The following is a 26,862-nucleotide window of genomic DNA, read 5'->3' on the forward strand; positions in this document are numbered from 1 at the left end:
GTCTGTGTCTACAGCGTACGGTTTTTCGCCTCGATCCACTGCGCCATGTACTGGGTACTTTTGTGCAGGTGGTGGCGCAGCATGCTGCCGGTGAAATTGTTCCGACGGTGCTCGGCCAACTGGCGGCGGCACTGCTCCAGGCGCTCCACCAGGGCCGGGCCGTGGAGGTCGTGGGCGTAACGGCGGGCCAGTAACTGCCGGCCATCTTCCTGGGCCTGGGTCCAGCGTGGCGGGTCTTGATACAACGCAACCGCCGCAGCCGCCAGTGCAATGGCGCTGTGTTCGACCACGCCGGGCCACGGTTCGCCCATGGCTTCGGCGCCAATCGGTGTGGTAACGCTGGGTGTGCCGCAGAGCATCGCGTCGGCCAGCTTGCCCTTGATCCCGGCACCAAAGCGCAGTGGCGCCAGGCAGATACGCGCAGCGCTCATGACCTGCAATGCATCCTCGGCCCAATTCATCACGTGGAAGCCCTGGGCCGGGTTGTGCAGCGCGGTGGCCTTGGGTGGCGTATAGGCGCCGTACACGTGGAGTTGAGCGCCGGGCAGTTGCTGGCGGATCAGCGGCCACACACTGTTCTTCATCCACAACACCGCATCCCAGTTCGGCGCATGGCGGAAATTGCCGATGCTCAGGAAGTGGGCACGGTCCTCAAAGGGGGCAAAGGCTTCGGTGGGCGGCGCCAGCATCAACGGGCACCAGTGGAGCAGGGCAGCGGGCACCTTGAAGTGTTCGGTCAGCAACTGGATTTCCACGTCGGAGATCATCAGGCTGATGTCGCAGCGGTAGATCGCGGCGATCTCGCGCTTGGCCAGGTCGGTGTCGGCCATGTCATCGAATTCGGCGGCCAGGTCCCGGCTGAACAGCGCGTCGAAGTCATCAGCTTCGGGGTGCGCCTTCAGGAAATCCTTGAGGCGCTGGTGGCGGGCGTCCCGCAGGCTTTGCAGGTCGGATGCTTCCAGCACCCGAAGAGCATTCGGGCAGGATTTTTCCACGCGCCAGCCGAACTGTTCTTCCATCATGAAGCGGTCGAACAGCACGATATCCGGAGCCAATTGCTGGATAAACGCGTCGAAACTGCTGTTATTCAACTCGATCGCGCATTCGCGAATGCCCAGGGCGGGCAGGTCGGCCTTGTGTTCGCCGGTGACCGCCGGGCTGCTGAAGGTGATGTCCCAGCCTTGGGCCAGGAAACTCTCCAGAATCTGCATCATGTGCCCGCTGGCCGCCGAGGAGCGAGGCTCTGGCCAGACGTAGCCAATGACCAGGACTTTGGTGGCGGGCTGATTCATCGACAACGGATTCCTTGAAGGGCTGGGCAAAGGCGCGCAATTAAACCACAGCCCCTCAAGTTCCGGCGCACTCAGCGGAAGATGTTGACCGGCGTCGGCAGCGTCACCAACCCTACATAACCGTCCCAGAACTGCTTCTGGTCCACCGCGAAGACCACCTTGGCCTTTTGCGTGCCGACCGGCGCGCCTTTCTTGTAGCCCAGTGCCCGGCCGTAGTCGGCGCCGAAGGTGGCATCCACGTCCACCCACAGCTCGCGGGATTCGGTGACGATCCCGGGGTTCACGAGAAACAGTGCCGGCAGGCTGTCCCAGGTGAAGCTGTGGTAAGCCGGGTCCTTGGCGAACAGTGGCCCGAACTCGTGCTTGTACAGGTCGGCAATCGGGCCTTTGTGTGCGATCACCCGCTCATACACCGACTTGTCGAAGGTGACTTTCTCACAGACATCGTTGGGAAAAATCACGTGTTCGATGGGCGAGCGCAACACGATCTTCGCCGCCTCCGGGTCGAACCACCAGTTGAACTCCGCCGCCGGCGTGGTGTTGCCCGGAATCTCCAGCGCGCCGCCCATGTACACGATGCGCTTGATCAGCGGCACGATGTCCGGCGCCGAGCGAATCGCCAGGGCAATGTTGGTCAGCGGGCCGACCGCCAGGATCGTTACCTCGTGGGGGTTGGCCCGTACGCTGTCGACGATGAACTGGGCGGCGGTTTCCTTGCGCAGCCTGGTGTGGGTCGCCAGGCCGTCCGGTGGCGCGACCAGTTGTGAGGCACTGGTTGGCCGCGGGTTCTTGAACGCACCCGGCCAGCCGGAACCGAACAGGGCTTTTTCCGCCTCATAGGTGGCGTAGTCATGCAGCAGCGGGTAGGCGGCGCCGGAATACACGCCGACTTCCTTCTCCACACCCATGCGTTCCACCGCCTTGAGGGCGTCGACCTGTTCCTGGTCGACCCAGGCGTTGCCGCTGACCAGGGTCATGCCCAGCAGGTCGATGCGTTTTTGCCCGTGCAGCTGGGCGAGCATGATAAAGGCCTGGCCGTCATCGTTGAGCACGTTGAAGTCGGTGTCGAAGATGACCTTTTCTGCGGCCTGCGCCGTACCGGCACACAGGCCCACGGCGACAAGCAGGGCACAGCGCTTGATGAAACCTTGCATGGAGACTCACCCGAAAAATTGTTGTTGTTAGCGGTTTACCAGCTTCGCCGGCAAGGCGATCACCAGGAAGCTGCTGAGAATCAGGCAGCCGGCAAAAAACCACAAGGCCCCTGCGCTGCTGCCGGTGACGTCAATCGCCACGCCCATCAACGAGTTGCTCACCAGGCCTGCGATGTTCGCCAGCGAGCAGGCCAGGGCAAAGCCGGTGGCCGCTGCGGTGCCTTTCAGGAAGGTCGCCGGCAGGCTGAAAAACACCGGCACCGCACCGATGATCGCCGCCGAGGCAATCGCAAACAGCGCCACGGTGGCGACCACGTTATGGGTGAAGAACGTGCTGGTAGCCATCGCCGCCGCGCCGATGAAGAACGGCACGATGATGTGCCAGCGGCGTTCGCGGTGTTTGTCGGAGCTGGCGCCGATCAGCAGCATGCCCAAGAGGGCCGCCACGCTGGGCAGGGCCGTGAGGATGCCGATGTGGAAAGTGTCGGTAATCCCGGCGTTGCGGATGAATGTGGGCATCCAGAACCCCATGGCATAGGCACTGAGCAGGATCGAGAAGTCGATACCGCCGAGCATCCACACCTTGAGGTTGAAGAAGCCGTCGCGGAAGCTGTGTTTGCTGCCGGCACCGTCGGCGTCGTCCTTGCGCAGCTCGCTTTCCAGCAGGGTTTTTTCTTCCGGCGACAGCCACTTGGCTTGCTGATAGGTATTGGGCAGCGCCCAGAAGGTCCACACACCGAGCAGCACGCTGGGCACCGCTTCGATCAGGAAAAGCCACTGCCAGCCGCGCAGGCCGGCCATGTTGTCGAAGTGGCCCATGATCCAGCCGGACAACGGGCCGCCGATCACGCTGGACAGCGGCAGGCCGATCATGAACAGGGCGATGATCCGCCCCCGGCGATGGGTGGGAAACCAGGTGGTCAGGTAATACAGCACGCCCGGCAGAAACCCGGCTTCGGCCGCACCCAGCAGGAACCGCAGGATGTAGAACTGGGTGGTGGAGGTGACCAGCATGGTGCAGGCCGACAGCAGGCCCCAGGTGATCATGATGCGGGCGATCCAGATCTTCGCCCCGACCTTTTCCAGGATCAGGTTGCTGGGGACTTCGAAGATGATATAGCCGACAAAGAACAGCCCGGCACCGAGGCCGAACGCGGTTTCGCTGAAGTGCAGCTGGTCGAGCATCTGCAGTTTGGCGAAGCCGATATTGATGCGGTCCAGGTAGGCCGCGAGGTAGCAGAAACACAGGAACGGAATCAGCTTCCAGGTGATCTTGTGGTAGAGCGTGTGGACCGGATCGGCGACCGTAGTCGCGGGCGCTGCATTCGCAATGGGCATTGAGGTGTCTCCTGGCGGTGACTTATGGTTTTTATACAGCCGCTTTTTCAGCACTTCGGAGTGCTGTGAAAGCGACTTCCAAAGGCAGTGACAGAAGACTGAGGTGGCCCTGTTGGAGGTGATCAAGTGTGGGAGCGGGCTTGCTCCCACATTCGACTGCACTCCAGCGTGGGCGCTCAGTTTTTTCCGGACCACGCTCTTTGTCGTGGTTCCTGTTGACGCGTTACTGCTCCTTGAACTTGCTCATCGCCTCCTGCTTGCTCACCACGTCGCCGTACTTGCTGTCGATATCGAACAAGTTGGCTTCATGGGGCGCCGGGTGGCGGTCGCCGACGCATTCGCGCACGACGATGGTACGAAACCCATGTTGCACCGCATCCACTGCGGTGGCCCGGATGCAGCCGCTGGTGGAACAGCCGGCGAGCACCACGGTGTCGATGCCCTGGGCGTGCAGCATCGGGGCCAGGCTGCTGCCGAAAAACGCGCTGGCGTATTGTTTGGTGATGACCACTTCATTGGCCAGGGGCAAGACCTCGGTGCAGAACGCGGCGAGGGGGTTGCCCTCGACCATGTCTTTCATCACCGGGGCCTTTTTTACCCAGATACCGCCGTCGGCGAAATGGCCCGGATGGTAGCGGATATTGGTGTGCACCACGCTGATCCCGTGACGTCTGGCGCAGGCCAGCAGCTCGACGCTTTCGGCCACGGCGATGCGCACTTCGGGGGCAAACAGTGGCGCGCCTTCGGTGGTATAGCCTTGCATGAAGTCGATCATCAGCAGGGCGGATTTTTTGCCGAAGCCGATTCGGTTACCCCAGACGCCCTGGTAGTTGGCGTCGGCGGATTGTTCGCTCATCTTTCAGTCCTCGGTAATGGACAGTGCACATAACCTTGTGGCGAGGGAGCTTGCTCCCGTTGGGCTGCGTAGCAGGCCTGTTTTTTTTGGGGGCGCTTCGCACCCCAGCGGGAGCAAGCTCCCTCGCCACAAAAGCGTTTTTAGTAGGCTCCCGACAGGAGGGCGCCGGCGCCGGGGACGATGGGTTCCAGGTCCAGGGCCTTGAGCATGGCGTAGGTGGTGGCGATGGCGGCGGTGAGTACCGGCAGGCCGGTCTGGGCTTCGACCTTCGCGACCACGGGCAGCGACTGCATTTGTACGCAGGCCGACAGTACGATTACGTCGACACCTTCCAGGTTCATCCCGGCAACAATCGCCGGCAGGTTGGCCGGGTCGTGGCGGGCCACTTCGAGGTTGTCGGGGATTTCCAGGGCGCGCCAGTCCACCACTTCAAAGCCTTCTTCGCGGATGTAGTTCACCACCAGTTCGGTCAGCGGTTTCATGTACGGCGCAACAATGGCGATGCGTTTGGCGCCCATGACTTTCAAGCCTTCGATCAGGGCGCCGGCGCTGGTGATCACCGGGGCGTTGGCGTGGTTGTCGGCGGTGGCCTTGCGCAGGCGTTGCTCGGACTTGCGGTGGTAACCCAGCCCCATGGCCATGATCGCTACCAGGCAGGCGTAGCCCAGCACGTCGACCTTGGCGTCGGACAGTTCGATGGCGCAACGGTCGGACTCACCGTCCATGGCCGCCAGTTCTTCCTTGCGCACTTGCTTCATGCGCATGCGGCTGGAGTGAAAGGTGAAACGTTCCGGGCGGATCGCCTGGCGCGCGTTAAGCATCGCCGGGATCTCGGTTTCCATGGTGGTGTTGGAGCTCGGCACAATCTGGCCGATGCGATAAGGCTTGAGCATGATGGTCTCCGTTATGCAGTCAGGGGCTGGCCGAGGAAGTCGCCGAAGGCAGCGAAAAAGCCTTCAAGGTCATCCCAGGGGATCATGTGTCCTGCATTTGGCACATGGGCGACCTGTAGGGTCGGCTGTAACTGTCGGACTTCCGCGACATCTTCGGCCTGAATTACACCGCCGCGTCCGGCAACAATCAGCAGGGCAGGAGCCCCCAGGTGCGGCAGGTCCTGATGAAAGTCGACGGTATGGAAGTCATTGAACGCACGCACGATCGCCGGCTCGTAGCAGGTGTGCAGCCATTCGGCGCGCAGTTGCAGTTGTTCGTCGGTCCAGGTGGCGCAGAAGGCGCGCATCGCCTCTGCATCCATGCCGACCTGGGATTGACGAATCGAATCGACGTACCACGGCAGTTTGCTTGGGTATTCGCGGCGACCCGGTCCGGACATCGGCGGGTCGATCAACACCACGCGGTTGACACCTTGTGGATGGCGCACCGCACTGCGTACGGCAAACCGCGCGCCCATGGAATGGCCGACCAGGTGATAGCTGTCGAGCTTCAGGGCGTCGGCAAACGCGCCAATGTCATCGGCGCAGGTGTCGGCGCTGTAGTCCAGCTCCGGGCCGGTGGACGACAGGCCGCGACCGCGCACGTCCAGCACGTAGGTGTCGAAGTGCAAACCCAGGCGTTCCGCGACAAAACCCCAGGTAATCGCCGGGCTGGTGATGCCGGGAATCAGGATCAGTGCCGGGCCCTTGCCGCCGTAACGCAGGTAATGCTGGCGGATACCATTGGCCTGGACGTTGCCGCCATAGAGAAAGCTGCTCACGCCGCCACCCCCGATTTCAGTTGCTGGGCGTAGAGGTCATAGCCGTAGACCCAGTCCGGATCTTCCTGGGTGCGCAGCCAGGTGTTGGCGTTGGACACGGCCTGCACCCGGGACGCGCGTTCCTTGCGGTTGGCTTCATACAGCTCGAACGCGGTGCGGTAGTCGCCGATCCCGGTTTCCTGCAGGCAGCGCGTCAGCATCGCGGCGTCTTCGATGGCCATGCCGGCGCCCTGAGCCATATGGGGTTTCATCGGGTGGCAGGCATCGCCCAGCAATACCAGGCGACCACGGCTCCACAACGGCAGCGGGTTGCGGTTGCGCAACGGCCATTTGGTCACGCTTTCGGTGGATTCGATCAGGGCCTGGACGGTCGGGTGGTAGCCCTTGAAGGCGTCGAACATCTCCTCCCGGCTGCTGTCGACGAAGGCGCCCTGGAAGTCCCATTCCGGGTGCGGCACGCCGGTGACGTAGTAGTACTCGTCGCGCTTGCCGGTGGTGTAGTAGACCATCATGTGCCGGTCCTCGGTCCACCACTTGATGCAGTCTTCGAACTTCAGGTCGTACTTGGCCAACTGGTCGCCACGGATCAGCGCACGGTGCGCGACCCAGCCGCTGTACAACGGTTTTTCGGCACCCAGCAGCTCTTCACGAATGCGCGAGTTGATGCCGTCGGCACCGATCACGATGTCGGCGTAGGTTACCTCGCCGTCGGCGAAAGTCAGGCGCACCTGGGTATCGGTTTCTTCAAGGGTTTCCAGGCGCTTGTTGAAGTGCAGGGTGCCGGGCTTGAGAGTGGACATCTGCAGCGCGTGCAGATCGCCGCGATGCACGGTGATGTAGGACGCGCCGTAGCCAGTCAGGGGAATGCGTGACAGGTAGTCGCCGGTTTCACCATCGCGGCTGAACCAGTGCTCGGGGTGCGACCCCATCAGGTCCAGCTGTTTTTCGATGCCCATGCGGCGGAAGATTTTCATGATGTTGGGGCCCATGTGGATCCCGGCACCCAGGCGGGAAAACTCCGGCGCCTGCTCGTAGATGTCCACGTCGAACCCTGCCTGTTGCAGCAGGGTGGCAGCGGCGGCACCGCCAAGGCCGGCGCCGACGATTGCGATTTTTTGTGTGCTTCCCATGGGGCGTGGTCCTCTTTTTCGAATAATGGCCGGCGGCGTCTGTCCGCAAGGTTTTTAAAGTGTATACGCTCATTTTTTCAAATGAAAAGCCCACGCCTGAAAAATTGTTTTTTTGGCCATATCGATCCCTTGTAACCGGTTATCTCCATATATAACTGGGCTTGTGTGGATTCGTAACGTTTTGGCGTGGTGCTTGCAGTCCATGATGAAATCAGTTCTTATCGTGATTAATTGGCGTATACGCTATAAAAACGCACTAGAGTGAAGCGCCCTGCAAGATCTTGGTGCAGCAGCTGAGGAGACAGGAAATGCCGGTAAGTGATTGCGAACTGACCCAGATGTTTGAGCACGTGTTGAAGCTCTCGAAGGTCGACCCGACCCAGAGCGTCGCCGTGCTCAAGAGCCATTACTCCGACCCGCGCACCGTGCGCGCCGCGATGGACGCGGCGCAGCGCCTGGGGGCCAAGGTGTATGCGGTGGAGTTGCCGTCGTTCAACCATCCCCGGGCGATGGGCAATGACATGACCGCCTACTGTGGCGACACCGCCCTGACCGGTAATATCGCGGCGCAGCGGGCGCTGGAAGCGGCAGACCTGATCGTCGACACCATGATGCTGTTGCACTCGCCGGAGCAGGAACAGATCCTAAAGACCGGCACGCGCATCCTGCTGGCGGTGGAACCCCCGGAAGTGCTGGCGCGCATGCTGCCGACCGAAGAGGACAAAGTGCGCGTGCTGGCCGCTGAAGAACTGCTGAAAAAAGCCCGCTCGATCCACGTCAAATCCCGCGCCGGCAGTGATTTCCGGGCGGCGCTGGGGCAATACCCGTCCGTCACCGAATACGGCTTTGCCGACGAACCGGGACGCTGGGACCACTGGCCGAGCGGCTTCCTGTTCTCCTGGCCCAATGAGGAAACTGCAGAGGGCGTGCTGGTGCTGGATATCGGCGACATCCTGCTGCCGTTCAAGACCTACACCCGGGAGAAAATCACCCTGGAGATCGAGAAGGGCTTCATCACCAGAATCCACGGTGGTTTCGAGGCCGAATACCTGCGCGACTACATGAAATACTTCAACGACCCCGAGGTATATGGCATCTCCCACATAGGCTGGGGCCTGCAGCCACGGGCGCAATGGACGGCCATGGGCCTGCACGACAAGAACGACGGCATGTGCATGGACGCCCGCGCGTTCTACGGCAACTTCCTGTTCTCCACCGGCCCGAACACCGAAGTCGGCGGCACCCGCAAGACGCCGTGCCACATGGACATCCCGCTGCGCAATTGCGACGTCTACCTCGATGATGAGGCCGTAGTCATCGCCGGCGACGTCGTAGCCCCCAAGGCCTCCCTGGCCCACTAAACATCCAATGTGGGAGCGGGCTTGCTCGCGAATGCGGTACGTCAGTCACACATGCGCCACCTGACACACCGCATTCGCGAGCAAGCCCGCTCCCACATTTCAACCGCGTTCCGGCAATGAGATCCTTGAGTCATTTCCACAACCCCGCCATCATGCCACCCCATCGACCACCGCCTTCCCGAGCCCGCCGTGCCTGATTCCTACGTTTTCTCCGAACAAGTCGGCCACCTGCTGCGCAAGGCCTACCAGCGTCACCTGGCGATCTTCCAGCAGAACGTCGGCGACTCGCAGCTCACCGCCGTGCAGTTCGTCACTCTGTGCGCCCTGCGCGATCACGGTGCAAGTTCGCTCACCGAACTGGTCAAGGCCACCGCCGTCGACCAGGCGACCATCCGTGGCATCGTCGAACGCCTCAAGGCCCGCGAACTGATCACCCTCGAACCCGACCCGCAGGACAAACGCAAAGTCGTGGTCAACCTATCCGACTCCGGCGCCGCCCTGGTGCAGCAAACCGTGCCCTGCGCCGCCACCATCACCGAACTGACCCTGAGCAACCTAAACCCCGCCGAACGCGTCGCCGTACTCTTCCTGCTCCGCAAAATGATCGAAGACCCCCAAACCTGACCCCGATCCCCTGTGGTGAGGAAGCTTGCTCCCGCCGGACTGCGCAGCAGGCCCATCTTTTGGGGTCGCTTCGCAACCCAGCGGGAGCAAGCTCCCTCGCCACAGCTATTCATCAATCTTCTGGCACCGTTTTTGCTCTACGTTGATGTAGTAACCACTTCACCCGTCAAGTGTGTCGCGAGACCCCAGGTACGCGACGCTTTTTTTTGACTGTTTGATGTAGTGGACACTTCACCAAATCCAACGGGCGAAGCGAATGACCAGCCAGAACATCACGGTAACGCTTGAGGTCAACGGCCACACCAGCGAAGTCAGCGCAATGGCCGACACCCCGCTGTTGTTGATTCTGCGCAATGACCTGCAACTCAACGGCCCCAAATACGGCTGCGGCCTGGGGGAGTGCGGCGCCTGCACGGTGATCATCGACGGCGTGGCTGCACGCTCCTGCGTCTTCCCCCTGTCGGGTGCCGTGGGCCGCAACATCGTCACCCTCGAAGGCCTCGGCACCCGCCAGACCCCGCACCCGGTGCAGCAGGCCTTCATCGATGAACAGGCCGCCCAGTGCGGCTACTGCCTCAACGGCATGATCATGACCGCCAAGGCCTTGCTCGACCGCAATCCCAACCCCAGCGAAGCCGAGGTGCGCAGCGAACTGTCTGGCAACCTCTGCCGCTGTGGCACCCATATCGAAATCCTCCGCGCGGTGCTGCGTGCCGCCCGCCAAATGCCTTGAACGTGGATCGATGACCATGACTGACGCAATCCCTTCCCGTGACCAATGGCTGGCCAAGGCCGGCGTCCTGCTGATCGTCGACGATGTGCTGCCACCTTCGGGGCCGGTAGCCAAAGGCGGCACACCGACGGTCAAGCCCAAGGAACTGGGGCTGTTTATCGCAGTGAACGATGACGGGCTGGTGTACGCCTTCAACGGGCACGTGGACCTGGGCACCGGCATTCGCACCTCCCTGGCGCAGATCGTCGCTGAAGAACTGGACCTGACCATGGACCAGGTGCGCATGGTGCTGGGCGACACCGAGCGTGCGCCGAACCAGGGCGCGACCATTGCCAGCGCAACCTTGCAGATCTCCGCGATTCCGCTGCGCAATGCCGCCGCCGAAGCCCGGCGTTTCCTGCTGGCGCGGGCGGCGCAACGCTGGTCCGTAAATGCTCAAAGTCTCAAGGTCGACGCAGGCGTTATCCGCGGCGAAGACGGGCGCACCATCACTTATGGCGAACTGGTGACGGGCGAGCATGACCAACTGCGCATCAGCGGCGATGCACCGCTCAAGGCCACCGCCGATTACCGCCTGGTGGGCAAGGGCGCAGCCCGGGTGGATATCCCGGGCAAGGCCACCGGCGAACTGACGTACGTGCACGACATGCGCGTGCCGGACATGCTCCACGGTCGGGTGATCCGCCCACCGTATGCGGGCCTGGATTGCGGTGACTTTGTCGGCAACAGCCTGCTGAAGGTCGACGAGTCTTCCATCGCCCATATCCCGGGCATTGTTGCGGTGGTGGTGATCCGTGATTTTGTCGGCGTGGTGGCCTTGCGCGAAGAGCAGGCAATCAAGGCCGCCCAGGAACTGCAGGTGCACTGGAAACCCTGGAACCACCCACTGCCGGACATGAGCGATGTGGAGCAGGCAATCCGCGACAACCCGCGGGTACGCCGCACCGTGCTCGACCAGGGCAACGTCGACGCAGCCCTGGCCGCCGCCAGCCAGCGCATGCCGCGCACCTACCTGTGGCCATACCAGATGCACGGCTCCATCGGCCCGTCCTGCGGCGTGGCGGATTATCAGCCCGGGGGCAGCCGGGTGTGGTCGGGCAGCCAGAACCCGCACCTGCTGCGGGCCGACCTGGCCTGGTTGCTGGAATGCCCGGAAGCGTCCATCGACGTGATTCGCATGGAGGCCGCCGGCTGCTACGGCCGCAACTGCGCCGATGATGTATGCGCCGACGCCTTGCTGCTGTCGCGTGCGGTGGGCAAGCCGGTGCGGGTGCAACTGACCCGCGAACAGGAGCACCTGTGGGAGCCCAAGGGCACCGCGCAATTGATGGATGTCGACGGCGGCCTGAACGCCGACGGCAGCATCGCCGCCTATGACTTTGAAACCAGCTACCCGTCCAACGGCGCGCCCACCCTGGCGCTGCTGTTGACCGGCCGGGTCGAGCCGGTGGCGGCGATGTTCGAGATGGGCGACCGCACCTCGATCCCGCCCTACGACATCGCGAACATGCGCGTCACCATCAACGACATGGCGCCGATCGTTCGCGCCTCGTGGATGCGCGGTGTGTCGGCGTTGCCCAACACCTTCGCCCATGAATCCTATATCGACGAACTGGCGTTTGCCGCCGGGGTCGACCCGGTGGAGTACCGCCTGCGTTACCTGAAGGACGAGCGCGCCATCGACCTGGTGAAATCCACCGCCGAACGCGCCAACTGGGCACCGCGTACCGCGCCGATGCAAACCGCGAATGAGGACCACCTGCTGCGTGGTCGGGGCTTTGCCTACGCGCGCTACATCCACAGCAAGTTTCCCGGCTTCGGCGCGGCGTGGGCGGCGTGGGTCGCGGACGTGGCCATCGACAAGCAGACCGGCGATGTCTCGGTGACGCGGGTGGTGATCGGGCATGACTCGGGGATGATGATCAACCCCGCAGGGGTGCAGCATCAGATCCACGGCAATGTGATCCAGTCCACCAGCCGTGTGCTCAAGGAACGCGTGACCTTTGAAGAGTCGACCGTGGCGAGCAAGGAGTGGGGCGGTTATCCGATCCTGACCTTCCCGGAAGTGCCGCAGATCGACGTACTGATGATGCCGCGCCAGGACCAGCCCCCGATGGGCGCCGGTGAGTCGGCCTCGGTGCCCAGCGCGGCGGCGATTGCCAATGCGATCTATGACGCCACCGGCATCCGTTTTCGCGAGCTGCCGATTACCCCCGAGCGGGTATTGGCGGCGCTGAATGCAGGCACCCTGGGCGAGCCGGCGAAGTCCCCGGAAAAGCGCCGCAAATGGTTGTTCGGCTCATTGTTCGCCGCCTTTGGCGCGGTGCTGGGCATGGCTGCTACCGCGTGGCCGTTTCACAGCGAAATTGCCCCGATTGCACCGCCCAGTGCAGGCACCTGGTCCAAGGCCACCCTGGAGCGCGGGCGCTTGCTGGCCGCCGTGGGGGATTGCGCGGTGTGCCACACGGCACCGGGCGGTGCCCCCAATGCCGGCGGGCTGGCGATGCATACGCCGTTCGGCACCCTTTACAGCAGCAACATCACCCCGGATGAGAAAACCGGGATTGGCAACTGGTCCTACCCGGCGTTCGAGCGAGCGATGCGCGACGGCATTGGCCGCGACGGGCGCAACCTGTACCCGGCGTTTCCCTATACGGCGTTTCGCAATATCAACGATGCCGACATGCAGGCACTGTATGCCTACCTGATGTCCCAGGCGGCGGTGAGCCAGGCACCGGTGCCGAATGCGATGAAGTTTCCGTTCAATATCCGGCCGTTGATGGCCGGCTGGAATGCGCTGTTCCTGCGCCGTGGGGAAATCAGCGTGCAGCCCCAGCGCAGCGAGCAATGGAATCGTGGCGCTTACCTGGTCAACGGTTTGGGGCACTGCGCGGCGTGCCATTCGCCGCGCAACCTGATGGGGGCGGAGAAGGGCGGCAAGGCGTTCCTCGCGGGCGGCAGGGTGGACGGTTGGGAAGCGCCGGCCTTGAATGGCTTGTCCAAGGCGCCGACGCCGTGGACCGAAGACCAATTGTTCAGCTACCTGAGCACTGGTTATTCCGATGCCCATGGCGTGGCAACGGGGCCGATGGGACCGGTCGTGACTGAACTGGCGAAACTGCCCAAGACCGACATCCGCGCGATGGCGGTGTACCTGGCTTCGCTGAACGACAGCGGCGCCGCCGAAGCGCAGGTGGTGGCAGCTGCGACGGTGCCCAATGCCAATGGGCGACGGGTATTCGAAGGTTCATGCAAGGCCTGCCATGCCGACGGACAGGGCCCGAAGCTGTTCGGCGTCAGCCCATCACTGGCGACCAATACCAATGTGCACAGCGATCAACCGGACAACCTGATCAAGGTGATTTTGCAAGGGATCAGCACTCCGGCGACCAAGGATCTGGGTTACATGCCGGCGTTCAAGGACAGTTTGTCGAACACCCAAGTGGCGGAGTTGGCCGCCTACCTGCGCGGGCGCTTCGCACCCCATGCACCGCAGTGGGAAGGCCTGGAGCAAACCGTGGCACACCTGCGAGCCAATCCCGGTACCCATTGATTCACACGGTCAAAAAATGTGGGAGCGGGCTTGCTCGCGAAAGCGGTTCGTCAGTCGCCAAATATATTGACTGATACATCGCATTCGCGAGCAAGCCCGCTCCCACATTTAGATCCAGGTTCTACCGTTGGATGGGCGGTGTCACGCATACCCCGCGCAACACCAGATCACTGATAAACCCCAGCCAATCCCGCTGCTGGGTCTTATCCGCCAAATCCTCCCCCAAAAACGAACTCAGCGTGTGCTGGTTGGAGTTATAGAAGTAGCACAACGAAGCAATCATCAAGTACACATGCTTGATGTCCACATCTTCACGAAACAGCCCTTGGGCCTGGCCCGCCTCAATGATCGGCCGCAACACCCCAACCGCCTCCCCGGACAACCGCCGCAGTTCACCCGACTGCTTCGCATGCTTGCCCTGGTGCAGGTTCTCGATGCTCAGGATCGCCACAAACTCGGGATGCTTGACGTAGTAATTCCAGATAAACCCCACCAGCGCCTGCAACGCTTGCACCGGTGCAGTCAGGTCGAGCTTGAGCTTGCTTTCGGCCTTGTTGAACTGTTCATAGGTGTGCTCCAGCACACACACAAACAGGTGCTCCTTGCTGCCGAAGTAGTAATACAGCATGCGGTCGTTGGAGTCGGCCTCGCGGGAAATGCTTTCCACACGCCCGCCGGAATAGCCGTCGCGGGTGAAGACCTTGACCGCCGCCTGGAGAATCCGCGCGCGGGTCTGGTCGGCTTGCTGGGCGCGGATACCGGTCTTCTTGATCACCATCGAAAAGCCTCTGCTGCGCGGCGTAAAGGCCCGGAATATAGCATGGGCATTATTCCGTTACCGACAGGCTCTGTCACAAACGCGGCATAACGCTGGGGCTTGGATCGGAAACGTATTACTTTCTAGTTCTTCTAATAAACAGAGTATGCAGGGATGAAATACCAACCGTTTACCCGAACTTTGATTGCCACCGCGCTGGTGCTGACTGTCAGCGGCGTGCAGGCGGCCTCCCAGGCCCCGGTGGCTGGCGAAAATGGCATGGTGGTCACCGCCCAGCATCTGGCGACCCATGTGGGCGTGGATGTGCTCAAGGCCGGCGGCAACGCCGTGGATGCGGCGGTGGCGGTGGGCTACGCCCTGGCCGTGGTGTACCCGGCAGCCGGCAACCTGGGCGGCGGTGGGTTCATGACCGTGCAACTGGCCGACGGCCGCAAGACCTTCCTCGATTTCCGCGAAAAAGCTCCGCTGGCCGCGACTGCCGACATGTACCTGGACAAGGACGGCAACGTGGTCCCGGACCTCAGCTCCAAGGGCCACCTGGCGGTCGGCGTTCCCGGCACTGTGTCGGGCATGGAACTGGCGCTGAGCAAATACGGCACCCTCAAGCGCGCCCAGGTCATCGCCCCGGCGATCAAGCTGGCCGAAGACGGTTTTGCCCTGGAGCAGGGCGATGTCGACCTGCTGCACACCGCTACTGACGAATTCAAGAAAGACAAAGACCTGCGCGGCATCTTCCTGCACGGCGGCGAGCCGATGCTGGTGGGCCAGAAGCTGGTGCAGAAAGACCTGGCGAAAACCCTGCGGGAAATCTCCGCCAAGGGCACCGATGGCTTTTACAAAGGCTGGGTAGCCAAGGCGATTGTGGATTCCAGCCAATCGGGCAAAGGCATCATCACCCAAGCCGACCTGGACAAATACAAGACCCGCGAACTGGCGCCCATCGAGTGTGACTACCGTGGCTACCACGTGGTGTCCGCGCCACCACCGAGCTCGGGCGGGGTGGTCATCTGCGAAATCATGAACATCCTCGAAGGCTACCCGATGGCCGACCTCGGCTATCACTCGGCCCAGGGCCTGCACTACCAGATCGAAGCGATGCGCCACGCGTACGTCGACCGCAACAGCTACCTCGGCGACCCGGACTTCGTGCAGAACCCGGTCGAGCACCTGCTGGACAAGGATTACGCCGCCAAACTGCGCGCTGCCATCGACCCGCAGAAAGCCGGGATCTCCCAGGACATCAAGCCGGGCGTTTCGCCCCACGAAGGCAATAACACCACCCACTACTCCATCGTCGACAAGTGGGGCAACGCGGTGTCGGTGACCTACACCCTCAACGACTGGTTCGGCGCGGGCGTGATGGCGAGCAAGACCGGGGTGATCCTCAACGACGAAATGGACGACTTCACCTCCAAGATCGGCGTGCCGAACATGTACGGCCTGGTGCAGGGCGAAGCCAACGCCATTGCTCCGGGCAAGACGCCGCTGTCGTCCATGAGCCCGACCATCGTCACCAAGGATGGCAAGGCGGTGATGGTGGTGGGTACGCCGGGTGGCAGCCGTATCATCACGGCCACCTTGCTGACTATCCTCAATGTGATCGACTACAAGATGAACATCCAGGAAGCCGTGGACGCCCCGCGTTTCCACCAGCAATGGCTGCCTGAGGCGACCAATATCGAGCGCTTTGCCCTGAGCCCCGACACCCAGAAAATCCTCGAAGGCTGGGGCCACAAGTTTGCCGGCCCGCAGGACGCCAACCACCTGGCGGCGATCCTGGTAGGCGCGCCGTCCCTGGACGGCAAGCCGGTCGGCAATAACCGTTTCTATGGGGCCAACGACCCTCGGCGCAATACCGGGTTGTCGCTGGGCTACTAAAGCCCGCGGATCAGCTCCAGCACCTCGGCCTTCTTCAGCGGGTGCTTCAGGCGTTGCGAGAGCAGCGCCATGGCCCGCTGATGTTCACAGGCAACTACCGCTTCCACTTCGTCGCCCTGGCAGAGCAGGGCGATGAAGTCGTGGCGCTGCAGGTCGCCTTCCACGTGGAGCTGATTCCAGTGGCGGGGGTGGCCCAGCAGTTCAAAGGTCTTGCCGAAGTGATACGTCCAGAAGAACGGCACATCGGCAAACACCTGTTGTGCGCCCAGCATATTGCGCGCCGCCAGCACCCCGAGTTGCTGCGCCACACGCCAGTGTTCGATGCGCACGGGTTGGCCGTTCCATGGAAAGGTCACCATATCGCCCGCCGCCCATAGTCCGGGCGCGAGGGACAAACCGGCATCGGCTTTCAGCGACTGGTCCTCGGCTTTTTCCAGCCCCTCGACAAACCCCGTGGCAGGCGTGACGCCGACGCCTATCAGTACCAGGTCTGCGGCCAATCTGTGGCCGTTTTTCAGCACCACCGTCGTCACGTCCATGTGGCCTTCCAGGCGTGCAGGCTCGCTGGCGGTGTGGAATATCACGCCGTTGGCTTCATGCAATTGGCGCAGTGAGGCACCGATGCGCTTGCCCAGTTGGGCCGCCAGCGGAATCTCGTGACGGCCCACCACCTGCACCGTCAACCCGCGCTTGCGTAAGGCGGACGCGGCTTCCAGGCCGATAAAACTGTCGCCGATGATCACTGCGCACGAGCCCGGTTGAGCCGCCTTGACGATACGCGCCGCATCGTCCCGGGAGCGCAACACGAACACGTTGTTGAGTACGGTGCCCGGAATATCCAGCGGCCTGGCTTCGCCGCCGGTGGCCAGCAGTGCGGCGTCGTAGTCGAAATGGCGACCGTCCGCAAGCTCGAGGCGCTTGGCTTGAGGGTCGAGGTGGCGCACTTCGCCGTGGATCCGCGACGCGTGGCAGGTGGCCTCGTCCAGCAAGGGCGGTGTTTCCTGCGGTGGCATCTCGCCGCAGATGACGAATTTGCTCAGGGCGGTGCGGTCGTAGGCGGGGTCCTGTTCCTGGTCGATCCACAACAACCGGCCGCTGAAACCCTTGCGGCGCAGCGTGGCCACGGCCGCCGAACCGGCTGCACCGGCGCCAATCACGATAAAGCAGCGCGAATCGTTGGTGTGCGGGGCAACGGGCGAGGGCAGTGCCTCGTCGCCCACACTGACCACGCCGTCGTGAATCTCCACCGGGTACTGCTTGAGCTGCACCATCGCGGGCGGCTCGCAGACCTGGCCGTCATCCACCCGGAAGGCCGCCTTGTGCCACGGGCAAATGATCCTCCCGTCACAGACCACGCCTTGCTCCAGGGGCGCCCCGGCGTGGGGGCAATCCGCCTGATAGGCACGGACCTCGCTACCCGAACGCACCAGCAGGATGTGATGGGCGGCGGTTTCAACACGAACGCCACGGTCTTCGGGCAAGTTGATCAAGCGGGCAACGATGCGCATGTTCATAGGCCAATCTCCTTTTAAGGATTGACCGGTGCCCCGGGTAGAGGACTGCGTTGACCCGATAACCGGTCTTCAGCCCTGCGCGCCAGAACGTTGAAAGTGGGCCATGCGTAACGAGCGGTGCATGAAAATCGTCCCCGCCGGTCAATCCAGCAGTTGTTCCACAGCTGAAAAGGCCTGGTCCTGGCGTGCTTGCCAATCCCCACGGATGACCCGTAGCGGTAGATGATGTTGCTCCAGCCAGTCACGACTGGCCTGGAAAAACGCCAGGCGATCGGCAAACTCCGGCTGGCAGCGCTGGCCATCGGCGGTCCACTCCACGTCTTCCGGAGACAGCAGCAGGTGCAGGTCGTAGTGGCGGGCGAGCAGTTCGCTGTCGAGCCACGCCGGGTAGTCGCCAAACAGGGTCTGGCTCCACAGCTTGTTGGTCAGCAGGTTGGTGTCGAGGATCAGCAACGCCGGCTGCGCGGCGCGGGCGGTATCTTCCCAGGCCAACTGGCCCCGGGCGATCTCCGGGATATCCGCCAGGGTGGTATCGCGCTGGTGGTGGTCGATGAAATGACGCACGTATTCGCCCACCATTACCCCGCCAAAATGTGCCTGCAACTGGGCGACCAGCCAGCTTTTACCGCTGGATTCCGGGCCGGCCAGTACCACCACCTTCATGCGTGCAACGCCGGGTCGGCGCGCCATTCACGCCAGCCCTGCACGGCGATCACGGTGAACAAGGCGTAGAGCGCGGCGGTGAGGTACAGGCCTTTGTAGAGGAACAGCCCGACGAAGATCACATCCACGGTGATCCACAACGGCCAGCACTGCACGCGTTTTTGCGCCATCCACATCTGCGCCACCAGGCTGAAGCCGGTCAGGGCCGCGTCCAGCCAGGGTTGGGCGGCGTCGGTCCAGTGGGCCATGGCTGCGCCCAGCAACAGGCTGCCCACAGCACCCACAGCCAGGCCTTGCAGGATCGGTTGCAGGCCCAGGCTGGTGACTTGCCGGCCCTGCTTGACCTCACCGGCGCGGGTCCACTGCCACCAGCCGTAGAGTTGCAGGGCGGCGTAGATCACTTGCAGGAGCATGTCGGAGTAGAGCTTCACATCGAAGAAGATCCAGGTGTACAGCAGCACCATCACCAGGCCGATGGGCCAGCACCACGGGTTCTGTTTAACCGTCAACCAGACAGCGATCACCCCCAGGGCGGCGGCAAACAGTTCAAGCCCGGACATGGCGGTTCCTTGGGGGAGTCGAAGAGGGCGCTGATTGTAACCAATGTGGGAGCGGCGGTGCGACGATAGATCGTTCCCACGCTCTGCGTGGGAATGCAGTTCCGGACGCTCCGCGTCCCGGCTCTGCGCAACGGTGACGCAGAGCGTCACAGGATGCGTTCCCACGCAGAGCGTGGGAACGATCATCGGCGTCAGACCTTGAACTGGCGCAGAAGGCTGTCGAGTTGTTCGCTCAGGCCTTTCAAGTGCGCACTCGCGACGCTGGACTGCTGCGCCGCCAGCGCGGTGCTGTGGGACAAGCCGGCTGCCTGGGTGACGTTCTGGTTGATGTCTTCCACCACATGCGCCTGCTGCAACGTGGCGCTGGCAATCGAGGCGTTCAGCCCGTTGAGATTACGCAGCGCCTGGCCGATGGCAGTCAGGCTCGCGCCCGCCTGGCCTGCTTGTTCGATAGTCAGTTGCGAGGCCTGGTGGCTGTCGCTGATGACCTTGACCGCTGCCTCCGAATGGCCTTGCAGGCGCTCGATCATCGCCTGGATCTCTGCCGTGGATTTTTGCGTGCGCTGGGCCAGCAGCCGTACTTCGTCGGCCACCACCGCAAAACCACGGCCTTGCTCCCCGGCGCGGGCCGCTTCGATGGCGGCGTTGAGGGCCAGCAAGTTGGTCTGGTCGGCAATCGAGCGGATCACTTCCAGCACGCCGCCAATCTGCGTGCTTTCAGTCGACAGCGTCCGGATCACCTCCACGGCCTGGCTGATGGTGCCGGAGAGCTGGTCGATCCGTTGCAGGCTGCCATCGATATTGAGCTGGCCCTGTTCGGCCTGCACCTGGGCATCGCGCATTTCGCTGGCGGCATGCTCGGCATTTTTGGCCACGTCCTGTACGCCATAGGTGACTTCATTGATCGCCGTCGCCACCAGTTCCATCTGCTGCGATTGCTGTTGGCTGCGGTCATGGGCATCGCTGGCGTTGCTGCCCAGCTCGGTGGACGAATGGCCCAAGGCGTTGGCGCAGGTCTGCAACTGGCCCACCACCTGCCGCAGCTTGGCGGTAAAGCTGTTGAAGTGCCGCGACAATTGAGTGACTTCATCCTGGCCATGGGTGTCGAGGGTGCGGGTCAGGTCGCTTTCGCCACTGGCGATATTGGCCATCGCATTCACTGCCTGCTGCAACGGGCGCACGATGCTGCGGGCGATCAGCACCACCAGCAGGGCCATGATCAGCGCGATCACCAGGCCAACCACCGAGGCTTTCCACACCTGGCCGCGGAACTCGCCTTGCACGTCATCGACATACACGCCGGAACCGATGATCCAGCCCCAGGGTTCGAACAGCTGTATATAGGAGGTCTTGGCCACCGGCGCATCGGCGCCGGGTTTGGGCCAGCGGTAATTCACCATCCCGGCGCCCTTGGCCTTGGCCAGGATCACGAACTCGTTGAACACTGCAAAGCCGTCCGGGTCACGGATGGCCGACAGGTTCTGGCCGTCGAGCTTGGGGTTGGCCGCGTGCATGATCATCACGGGCGTGAGGTCGTTGATCCAGAAGTAGTCGTCCTTTCCGTAGCGCAAGCCACGTACTGCGCTCAAGGCTTGCTTCTGCGCCGCTTCACGGGTCAGGACGCCGCTGGTTTCGAGGCTGTGATAATAAGTCAGGATCCCGCTGGCGGTTTGCACCACGCGCTGGGTCTGCTCACTCTTGGCCTGGTACAGGTCGTCATGAATCTGCTTGAGCATAAGCAGGCCGAGGGTTAGCAGCATCAGCACGGCGACGATCAGGATCAGCCAGAGGCGCCGGCTGATAGACATATTGCGCAAACTGTTCATGGTCCTGTCACTCCGTGTTCTTATAATTTTGGGTGCTGCATCGACATTTCCGGCTTGTCTGATAGGCTTTCGGCCCAGAATCAAAAAACCTGAGTCCTGCCTGATTTTTCACGGAATTTTCGCAGTTCGGCCTTGATTATTTGCGCTGTGCTTGCAGCGCACTCTTCGTTAGTGAACGTCTAAAAAATATCAACGAGGCATGCCGTGGGCATGACCTTTGGGGGAATCGATGGATCTTTGGACCGCCGTACAGGCACTGATACTCGGCGTTGTAGAGGGGCTGACGGAGTTTTTGCCGATCTCCAGTACCGGGCACCAGATTATCGTGGCCGACTTGATCAACTTCGGTGGCGAACGCTTTGAAGCGTTCAATATCATCATCCAGCTGGGCGCGATCCTGGCGGTGGTGTGGGAGTTTCGACGCAAGATCCTCGACGTGGTCATTGGCTTGCCGACCCAGCGCAATGCCCAGCGTTTCACCGTCAACCTGATCATTGCCGTATTGCCGGCGGTGGTACTGGGGGTGATTTTCGCCGACCTGATCAAACACTACCTGTTCAACCCGATCACCGTTGCGGCGGCGTTGGTGGTGGGCGGCGTCATCATGTTGTGGGCCGAGCGCCGCCAGCATGAAGTGCACGCCGAAACCGTCGACGACATCACCTGGAAGGACGCGATCAAAGTCGGCTTTGCCCAGTGCCTGGCCATGATCCCGGGCACCTCGCGCTCGGGCGCTACCATCATTGGCGGCCTGTTGTTCGGCCTGTCACGCAAGACCGCCACCGAGTTCTCGTTTTTCCTGGCGATGCCGACCATGGTCGGCGCAGCGGTGTATTCGGGCTACAAGTACCGTCACCTGTTCCAGCCGGATGACCTGCCGGTGTTTGCCATCGGCTTTGTCACCTCGTTCATCTTCGCGATGATCGCGGTCAAGGCGCTGCTCAAGTTCATCGCCAGCCACAGCTACGCGGCGTTCGCCTGGTACCGGATCGCCTTCGGCCTGGTGATCCTGGCCACCTGGCAGTTCGGCTGGATCGACTGGTCGGCCGTCAAGCCATGATCATCCAGCATCCGCGCTTCAAGGCGTTGGTGTTTGCACTGTTGTGCGCCGCGCCGCTGTTTGGTGCGGCGCTGCTGGGGTACCGAGGGGTTTCGCTGATCCCTCTGGTGGCCTATGGCGTGGTCAGCGTGGTGGCGTTCCTGCTGTACTGGAGCGACAAGCGCAAGGCTCGCGAAGACAGCTGGCGCACCCCGGAAAACGTCCTGCACGCGGTGGAGCTGGCAGGCGGTTGGCCGGGGGCGTTGATTGCCCAGCAGGTGTTCCGCCACAAGACGCGCAAGGTGTCTTATCAGGTGGTGTTCTGGCTGATCGTGTTGCTGCACCAGGTGTTCTGGATTGATCAGCTGTTCCTGGGTGGCACGCTACTCTCGATCTTCTAGCAACAAGCCGACCTGCGTGCGCTTGGGCAGCTTGCTCACCACCAACTGGTGGGAACGCTGCAACAGGCCACGCAGTTCCTCGGCGCCCAGCGGGTAGGGCGTTTCCATGATGATCCACTGCGCCCGCGCCAGGTACGGCGCCGGGTGGATGCCGGGGCGATCCACATGGCCCAGGAACAGCTCCTTGTCGACCTTGAACGCCAGCGAGTCACCCCGCAGGTTCTGCAAGGCAAACATCTTGTTGCCGGCAATCGAAAACACCCGCACGCCGCCCCATTTGTAATCTTCCCGCGCGCCGGGCAAGCCCAGGCAAAACGTGGCGACTTGTTCTTCGGTCATTCTCATAGCAAACGGTCTCCGCAACCTTTGAAGGCGTTATCCAGGTGGTCGATCCAGGCCCGCACGGCCGGCAACACACCGCGCCGATGTGGGTACACCGCCTGCAACCAGCCACCCGGCAATGACCATTGCGGCAAGAGCTGCACCAATTGGCCGTTGGCCAATTCCTCCTCGCAATACATCATCGGCAGCACGGTAAACCCCAGGCCGGCGAGGGCGCAGGCCTTGCGTACCAGGAAATCATCGATCCCCAGCCGCGCTTCCATCACCAGGTCGTGGCTGCTGCCTTCCGGGCTGAGCATGCGGAAGTGCACCATGCGGTCTGCTTCCAGGGCGCCCAGCACCGGCAGTTGCTTGAGGTCTTCCAGGGTGTCGATCTGCCGCTCATGCACAAAGTCGGGGCTGGCGACAATCGCGGTCTGGGCCTGGCGCAGGCGCTTGGTCACCAGCAGCGGGTCTTCATCCCCAAGCTCGCGCACGCGCAAGGCCACATCAATGCCTTCGGCCACCAGGTCGACGCGGCGGTTGACCAGGTTCATCTCCAACTGCACCAGCGGGTTGGCGGTGAGAAACTCCGCCACCACGGTCTGCAGGAATTGGTGAGCCAGGCCCACGGGGCTGCTGACCCGCAGCCGACCGCGGGGTTCGCTGGACATGCTGGCCACTGCCTCGTCGGCCATTTCCGCCTCCAGCAGCATTGCCTGGCAGTGGCGCAGGTAGCGTTCACCCACGGCAGTGAGGGTCAGTTGGCGGGTGGTACGTTGCAGCAAGCGGGCGCCGAGGCGTTCTTCCAGCTCGGCAATGCGCCGCGACAGCCGCGACTTGGGAATCCCCAGCAGCCGCCCGGCAGCGGCGAAACCGCCGGCTTCCACCACCTTGGCGAAGTAGTAGAGGTCATTCAGATCTTGCATGGTCGGCCTATTGTCCTGTCAGTGGGACGAATAATCGCATATTGCCTGACTAATCGCTGATTGGTTTCATCTGTAGGCTTATTTCCATTCCGTCGCCCTTGGCGATGCTTACTTGGAGATTAACCATGAAACTGTTGCATATCGATTCCAGCATCCTCGGCGACAACTCGGTTTCCCGTCAGTTGAGCGCAGGTGTCGTCAAGACTTGGCAGGCGGCCGAGCCAGGCGTTGAAGTGACCTACCGTGACCTGGCCAGCGAAGGCATCAACCACTTTACCGGCGTGACCCTGGGTGCACTGGGCACCGCTGCCGAGCTGCGTGATGCCGTACAGAAACATGAAGCCGAGCTGAGCGCCAACACCCTCGCCGAATTCCTCGCGGCCGACGCCATCGTCCTGGCTGCGCCGATGTACAACTTCACCATCCCGACCCAACTCAAGGCCTGGATCGACCGTATCGCCGTCGCCGGCCAGACATTCCGCTACACCGAAAACGGTCCTGAAGGCCTGGCCGGTGGCAAGAAAGTCATCATCGTGTCGACCTCCGGCGGCCTGCACGTTGGCCAGCCGACCGGTGTGGCTCACGAAGACTACCTGAAAGTGCTGCTGGGCTTCCTCGGCATCACCGACATCGAAATCGTCCGCGCCCACGGCCTGGGCTATGGCGATGAAGTGCGCAGCAAGGCGATCAGCGACGCCAACGCAGTGATCAACGAACAATTGTTCGCCGCAGCGTAAGACTTGTGTAAATTTTGCTGTTCCTCGATATCAATCTGATTCGAGGCGCCTAAACTCTGTATTCTGCTCGCCTGAAAAGCGATCGGAGTACGGAGTTTTTTCGTTTACCCGCTGTCACTACTTTGGCCCAGGTTATGCACGCATGGGTAAACCCTGCCAGTCCGAGCGCCTGAACCATGGATACTTCAACAGCTACGCGGGCTTACGCAACAAAGGTGGACATCCCCATGATGCGTCTTTGTGCAGTCTTGGTTCTCTCCCTGCTCGGCGGCCTGATTTCAGTGCAAGCCGCGCCCGCGCCGCACCCCCATTGGAGTGTGGGCTTCCACCGCATGACTTTTCTCGACCCGCTGGATCTGCAGCCGATGAAAGCCGTCGCGTTCTACCCGTCCACCGGCCTGGAACACACCACCCAGGTGGGCGCTTATCACATCGCCGCCACTGAAGACTCGAAAATCGCCATCGGCCGCTTTCCAATGCTGATGCTGTCCCACGGCAATACCGGCACGCCCCTGGCCCTGCACGACCTCGCCACCTCCCTGGCGCGCAAGGGGTTTGTGGTGGTGGCGGTGCTGCACCCTGGCGACAACTACAAGGATCACAGCCGGCTGGGCACCTTGAGCAACCTGTACGGGCGCCCGATCCAGATTTCCGAAGCGATCACCGCCACCCTCGGCGACCCGATGCTGTCGCCATTCGTCAACGTCGACCAGGTAGGCGTCATCGGTTATTCGGCCGGTGGCGAAACCGCGCTGATCCTCGCCGGCGCCAAGCCGGACCTCGACCGCCTGCGCCGCTACTGCCAGCAGCGCCCGGAAGATCGCGACGCCTGCACCACCAAGGGCGAGTTGATCGTCGACCGCGACGACCTGCAACCGCAGGCCGACCCGCGTATCCATGCCTTGATGTTGATGGCGCCGTTGAGCCTGATGTTTGGCCGCCACACCCTGGCGGACGTGCATGTACCGGTGCTGCTCTACAGCGGCGACGGCGACAAGCTGGTGGCCGTGGACAAGAACGCCGAGGCCCTGGCGCGCAAACTGCCGGAGCCGCCGGACTTCAAGCTGCTGGCCGGGGCAGGGCACTTTGTGTTCATGGCGCCTTGCGACGAGAGCCAACTGGCCGCGATGCCCGCCATGTGCACCGATGCCGACGGAGTTGACCGTGAAAGCATCCACCGCGACCTGATTTCCGAGGCCGGGCGGTTCTTTAATCACACCCTCGGGCAATCCACCCGGGCGGGCTTGCAGACGGCTGATCAGTAAGCGCGGCGCTTGAGCAGCAACGTCAGGCCCAGGCCGGTGACCGAGAGCAGGGCGGCGCAGAAGAAGATCCACGAGTAGCCCAGGTTCAGCGCCACCGCACCCATCACCGGCCCGGCAATGGCCAGCGCCAGGTCAAAAAACACCGCATATGCACTCAACCCGGCGCCCCGGCTGCTGTTGGGCACCTGCTTGATCGCCTCCACGCCCAGCGCCGGGTACACCAGCGACAGACCAAAGCCCGTCAGCCCGGCGCCGATCAAGGCCACGCCGGTGGACGGTGCCAGCCACAGCAGCGTCAGGCCCAGGGTTTCGATGGTCATGCAGGCAATCGCCGCGGTGAAGCCGCCGAAGCGGTTGATGGCGGAGATAAACACCAGCCGTGACAGGATGAAACACACGCCAAATACCGTCAGGCACCAGGCTGCGCCCGTCCAGCCACGGCTCAAGTAGTAGAGGGTGATAAACGTGGTGAGGGTGCCGTAGCCAATCGATGCCAGACACAGGCTGGCGCCGAACGGCGCGATACGCCCGAATACCGCCCAGAAGGGCAGCCGCTCGCCGCGCACCACGGGCACCGAAGGTTTGTTGCGAATCAGCAGCAGGCCCAGGGCGGAAAGTGCCGTGAGGGCGATTCCGAGGCTGGTGTAGCCGTAGTCGGCAACCATCACCACCCCAAGCGGTGCACCAATGGCAATCGCGCCGTAGGAGGCGATGCCGTTCCACGAGATCGATCGTGCCGTATGTTCGGCACCGACCGCGCCCATGCACCAACTGATGGTGCCGACGCCGATCAGGCCCTGCGCGACGCCGAGTAACAGCCGGCCGACAATCAATATGCCGAGGCTCAGCAACGGCAGGCTTTGCACCAGCGTCGCGATGAACGTCAGCACCCCGCTCAGCAGAATCCCGCTCAGGCCCAGCACGATAGCGCGCTTGGTGCCCACGTTGTCCGACATGCGCCCCGCCATGGGGCGGCTGAGCAGCGTGGCCAGGTATTGCGAGCCGATGGTTATCCCGGCGACCACCGCGCTGAAACCCAGCTCACCGTGGACATAGCCGGGGATGACGGCAATCGGCAGGCCGATACAGATAAACGCGATAAACGTGTAGAAAACGATGGAAACGATCTGCAGGGTGATCGACAAGGAGCTGGGGGTGGCAGGCTGTGTGGCAGGCATGGGGACTCGTTCGCGGGC

24 protein-coding genes are annotated in these 26,862 nt (G+C 62.5%); 9 read left to right on the plus strand and 15 right to left on the minus strand.

All coding sequences use genetic code 11. The features are described 5' to 3' along the window. Positions 1–8: 8 nt before the first annotated feature. From HX818_RS08520 to HX818_RS08550, 7 genes are all read right to left on the minus strand, one after another. A complete protein-coding gene (locus HX818_RS08520; protein WP_177019831.1) occupies positions 9–1,292 on the minus strand; it encodes a glycosyltransferase in 1,284 nt (427 codons plus the stop codon). A 71-nt stretch (positions 1,293–1,363) separates the two neighbouring features. Next, complete coding sequence (locus HX818_RS08525; protein ID WP_008436139.1) at positions 1,364–2,446, minus strand: nucleoside hydrolase; 1,083 nt, start codon at positions 2,444–2,446, stop codon at positions 1,364–1,366. Between the two features lie 27 nt (positions 2,447–2,473). After that, on the minus strand, positions 2,474–3,784 hold the full coding sequence (locus tag HX818_RS08530; protein WP_010169608.1) for an MFS transporter: 1,311 nt from the start codon (positions 3,782–3,784) through the stop codon (positions 2,474–2,476). Between the two features lie 223 nt (positions 3,785–4,007). Continuing rightward, the gene (locus HX818_RS08535) at positions 4,008–4,640 is read right to left on the minus strand and encodes an N-carbamoylsarcosine amidohydrolase (protein ID WP_003215327.1); all 633 of its coding nucleotides are present in this window, start codon (positions 4,638–4,640) and stop codon (positions 4,008–4,010) included. Between the two features lie 140 nt (positions 4,641–4,780). After that, positions 4,781–5,533, minus strand: coding sequence for an Asp/Glu racemase (locus HX818_RS08540; RefSeq protein WP_177019832.1), 753 nt, complete (start codon positions 5,531–5,533; stop codon positions 4,781–4,783). A gap of 11 nt (positions 5,534–5,544) precedes the next feature. Beyond that, entirely contained in the window at positions 5,545–6,354 is an 810-nt protein-coding gene (locus HX818_RS08545; protein WP_177019833.1) for an alpha/beta fold hydrolase, read from the minus strand. Further along, the gene (locus HX818_RS08550) at positions 6,351–7,484 is read right to left on the minus strand and encodes an FAD-dependent monooxygenase (protein ID WP_003215332.1); all 1,134 of its coding nucleotides are present in this window, start codon (positions 7,482–7,484) and stop codon (positions 6,351–6,353) included. The genes HX818_RS08545 and HX818_RS08550 overlap by 4 nt, the downstream gene beginning before the upstream one ends. Before the next feature lie 308 nt (positions 7,485–7,792). Between HX818_RS08550 and HX818_RS08555 the strand changes: the two genes are divergently transcribed. The 4 genes from HX818_RS08555 to HX818_RS08570 all read left to right on the plus strand — a co-directional run bounded on the left by HX818_RS08555 (position 7,793) and on the right by HX818_RS08570 (position 13,755). Continuing rightward, positions 7,793–8,845, plus strand: coding sequence for a 2,5-dihydroxypyridine 5,6-dioxygenase (locus tag HX818_RS08555; protein ID WP_003215335.1), 1,053 nt, complete (start codon positions 7,793–7,795; stop codon positions 8,843–8,845). A 189-nt stretch (positions 8,846–9,034) separates the two neighbouring features. After that, positions 9,035–9,469, plus strand: a complete 435-nt coding sequence (locus tag HX818_RS08560) for a MarR family winged helix-turn-helix transcriptional regulator (RefSeq protein WP_003215338.1) — start codon at positions 9,035–9,037, stop codon at positions 9,467–9,469. 256 nt (positions 9,470–9,725) lie between these two features. Further along, positions 9,726–10,202 (plus strand): (2Fe-2S)-binding protein, encoded by a 477-nt coding sequence (locus HX818_RS08565; protein ID WP_087692683.1) that lies wholly within the window; start codon positions 9,726–9,728, stop codon positions 10,200–10,202. Positions 10,203–10,218: 16 nt separating this feature from the next. After that, positions 10,219–13,755 (plus strand): molybdopterin cofactor-binding domain-containing protein, encoded by a 3,537-nt coding sequence (locus HX818_RS08570; RefSeq protein ID WP_177019834.1) that lies wholly within the window; start codon positions 10,219–10,221, stop codon positions 13,753–13,755. Positions 13,756–13,876: 121 nt separating this feature from the next. Here the strand turns inward: HX818_RS08570 and HX818_RS08575 are convergent, their stop codons facing one another. Then, a complete protein-coding gene (locus HX818_RS08575; protein ID WP_003215344.1) occupies positions 13,877–14,533 on the minus strand; it encodes a TetR/AcrR family transcriptional regulator in 657 nt (218 codons plus the stop codon). Positions 14,534–14,686: 153 nt separating this feature from the next. Between HX818_RS08575 and ggt the strand changes: the two genes are divergently transcribed. Beyond that, on the plus strand, positions 14,687–16,411 hold the full coding sequence (gene ggt / locus HX818_RS08580; protein ID WP_003215346.1) for a gamma-glutamyltransferase: 1,725 nt from the start codon (positions 14,687–14,689) through the stop codon (positions 16,409–16,411). Here ggt and HX818_RS08585 read toward each other — a convergent pair. The 4 genes from HX818_RS08585 to HX818_RS08600 all read right to left on the minus strand — a co-directional run bounded on the left by HX818_RS08585 (position 16,408) and on the right by HX818_RS08600 (position 20,974). Then, on the minus strand, positions 16,408–17,925 hold the full coding sequence (locus tag HX818_RS08585) for an FAD-dependent oxidoreductase (protein WP_177019835.1): 1,518 nt from the start codon (positions 17,923–17,925) through the stop codon (positions 16,408–16,410). The two genes, ggt and HX818_RS08585, sit on opposite strands and share 4 nt — an antisense overlap. A 141-nt stretch (positions 17,926–18,066) precedes the next feature. Continuing rightward, positions 18,067–18,588: an AAA family ATPase gene (locus HX818_RS08590; protein ID WP_102369158.1), complete on the minus strand. Its 522-nt coding sequence runs from the start codon at positions 18,586–18,588 to the stop codon at positions 18,067–18,069. Beyond that, positions 18,585–19,148: a nicotinamide riboside transporter PnuC gene (gene pnuC, locus HX818_RS08595; protein ID WP_003215352.1), complete on the minus strand. Its 564-nt coding sequence runs from the start codon at positions 19,146–19,148 to the stop codon at positions 18,585–18,587. The genes HX818_RS08590 and pnuC overlap by 4 nt, the downstream gene beginning before the upstream one ends. Before the next feature lie 191 nt (positions 19,149–19,339). Beyond that, on the minus strand, positions 19,340–20,974 hold the full coding sequence (locus HX818_RS08600) for a methyl-accepting chemotaxis protein (RefSeq protein WP_177019836.1): 1,635 nt from the start codon (positions 20,972–20,974) through the stop codon (positions 19,340–19,342). A 229-nt stretch (positions 20,975–21,203) separates the two neighbouring features. On the opposite strand from HX818_RS08600, the gene HX818_RS08605 reads away from it, so the two are divergent. Then, on the plus strand, positions 21,204–22,034 hold the full coding sequence (locus tag HX818_RS08605; RefSeq protein WP_003215357.1) for an undecaprenyl-diphosphate phosphatase: 831 nt from the start codon (positions 21,204–21,206) through the stop codon (positions 22,032–22,034). Then, a complete protein-coding gene (locus HX818_RS08610; protein ID WP_003215359.1) occupies positions 22,031–22,414 on the plus strand; it encodes a DUF1294 domain-containing protein in 384 nt (127 codons plus the stop codon). Before HX818_RS08605 ends, HX818_RS08610 begins: the two co-directional genes overlap by 4 nt. Here the strand turns inward: HX818_RS08610 and HX818_RS08615 are convergent. Then, positions 22,397–22,759 carry an MmcQ/YjbR family DNA-binding protein gene (locus HX818_RS08615; RefSeq protein WP_032899493.1) on the minus strand — a complete coding sequence of 121 codons (363 nt, stop codon included), beginning with the start codon at positions 22,757–22,759 and terminating at the stop codon, positions 22,397–22,399. The two genes, HX818_RS08610 and HX818_RS08615, sit on opposite strands and share 18 nt — an antisense overlap. Next, entirely contained in the window at positions 22,756–23,664 is a 909-nt protein-coding gene (locus HX818_RS08620; RefSeq protein ID WP_102604998.1) for a LysR substrate-binding domain-containing protein, read from the minus strand. The genes HX818_RS08615 and HX818_RS08620 overlap by 4 nt, the downstream gene beginning before the upstream one ends. Before the next feature lie 125 nt (positions 23,665–23,789). Here HX818_RS08620 and HX818_RS08625 point away from each other — a divergent pair, with 125 nt between their 5' ends. After that, a complete protein-coding gene (locus HX818_RS08625) occupies positions 23,790–24,401 on the plus strand; it encodes an FMN-dependent NADH-azoreductase (protein ID WP_177019837.1) in 612 nt (203 codons plus the stop codon). Positions 24,402–24,628: 227 nt separating this feature from the next. Next, positions 24,629–25,666, plus strand: a complete 1,038-nt coding sequence (locus tag HX818_RS08630; protein ID WP_008436172.1) for a dienelactone hydrolase — start codon at positions 24,629–24,631, stop codon at positions 25,664–25,666. On the opposite strand, the gene HX818_RS08635 is transcribed toward HX818_RS08630, so the two are convergent. Beyond that, positions 25,660–26,844, minus strand: a complete 1,185-nt coding sequence (locus HX818_RS08635; protein ID WP_008436173.1) for an MFS transporter — start codon at positions 26,842–26,844, stop codon at positions 25,660–25,662. The two genes, HX818_RS08630 and HX818_RS08635, sit on opposite strands and share 7 nt — an antisense overlap. Positions 26,845–26,862 lie beyond the last annotated feature (18 nt).

This window comes from Pseudomonas sp. F9001, assembly GCF_013385435.1.
In the GTDB taxonomy this organism is placed as follows: Bacteria; Pseudomonadota; Gammaproteobacteria; order Pseudomonadales; family Pseudomonadaceae; genus Aquipseudomonas.